Genomic DNA, 1,035 nt, shown 5'->3' on the forward strand with positions numbered 1-1,035 from the left:
GGCCGTCCTCGCTACTGATATACGGCCATCTCAAGGCCGCATTACAGTATCTTATGCGCCCGCTCCGTTGTTGTTTTAGTAGCAAAAATAAAATTAGATCAACAAGAGATTGCAGAAAAAGTGGCCAATGAGATATTTGATCTTGGCATCGAACGAGACCAGATGTGTAATCAGGCGAAGGCATATTTGTACTGCTTTGAGGTGATGTGTCCTGAAACTGGTTTTATGGTGCCGCTGTCAACGAGCTGTACTAGAATTAACGGCTTCCGCCCCTTCCAGTAGGCGCCAAGCACGGACAGCGTCTGACCTTGCTTGGCATCGCGTTCCTTCTTCGCCTCATACGACATCGCATTCGGCGAGAATGCCTTCTCAATCAAAGACGGTGCGTCCTTTAGGCTGAACGGCACGATTCCTTTAACATGGACATTCATCGCTATCGGTCTCCGAACAGAGGCAGCGGGAAAAGATCACCATCGGATGGCCCCACAGGTCTCTTCTTTTTGTTTGCTACTTTCGGTCCAGGAACCTCGGTAAAAGCCACTCGAACAGCCTTTCGCCAACCCACATCGGCGGCGTCTGCTTCTCCTGTGGCGACGTCACACATCCGAAATAGCCACCACTTTTCTTCGCGCTTCAGTGCGATCCAAGATGCGCACGCCACCGGATAGAGCGTGGAGTCTGCCTTCTCAACCGCCCAAGCCAGGGGACACAGTTCCCGCCCGAGCAATCGCTCCACGGCATTGTCACCGGCATTCCAGCGTCCGATGGTCAGCTTCTTTTCGCGCAGTCTCTCGTTCAGGACGCGTTTCGCCTCATCCCGAATTGCATTCCACGCCCGACGAGGCAGTCGGCAGCGGAGGATGTGATCGTCGCCACCCGAAACTGCAATCAGTCCGAAGTGCTCGATGATGGTAACTGCTCACGTCGGTGGCATTCTGTCTTGATTTGAGGGGCTGGATATGAGTCAAGATTCCCATGACTCACCCGCCCCGACGCTTGCTGACCGACGCTGATAAGGACGCCCTGCTGGATCGG

General features: G+C 54.0%; 2 protein-coding genes. Both read right to left on the reverse strand.

The window, feature by feature from the left end; translation table 11 throughout:
• Positions 1 to 170: 170 nt before the first annotated feature.
• Complete coding sequence (locus VQ042_RS25480; RefSeq protein ID WP_331823033.1) at positions 171 to 431, reverse strand: DUF1156 domain-containing protein; 261 nt, start codon at positions 429 to 431, stop codon at positions 171 to 173.
• Between the two features lie 2 nt (positions 432 to 433).
• Positions 434 to 910 carry a DUF3780 domain-containing protein gene (locus tag VQ042_RS26280; RefSeq protein WP_442880250.1) on the reverse strand — a complete coding sequence of 159 codons (477 nt, stop codon included), beginning with the start codon at positions 908 to 910 and terminating at the stop codon, positions 434 to 436.
• Positions 911 to 1,035: the final 125 nt, after the last annotated feature.

Source organism: Aurantimonas sp. A2-1-M11 (assembly GCF_036549475.1).
Taxonomy (GTDB): domain Bacteria; phylum Pseudomonadota; class Alphaproteobacteria; order Rhizobiales; family Rhizobiaceae; genus Aurantimonas.

Excerpts from the sequence above, each read along its gene's own strand:
- VQ042_RS25480 (WP_331823033.1), bottom strand. The coding sequence starts at position 431 with ATGAATGTCCATGTTAAAGGAATCGTGCCGTTCAGCCTAAAGGACGCA.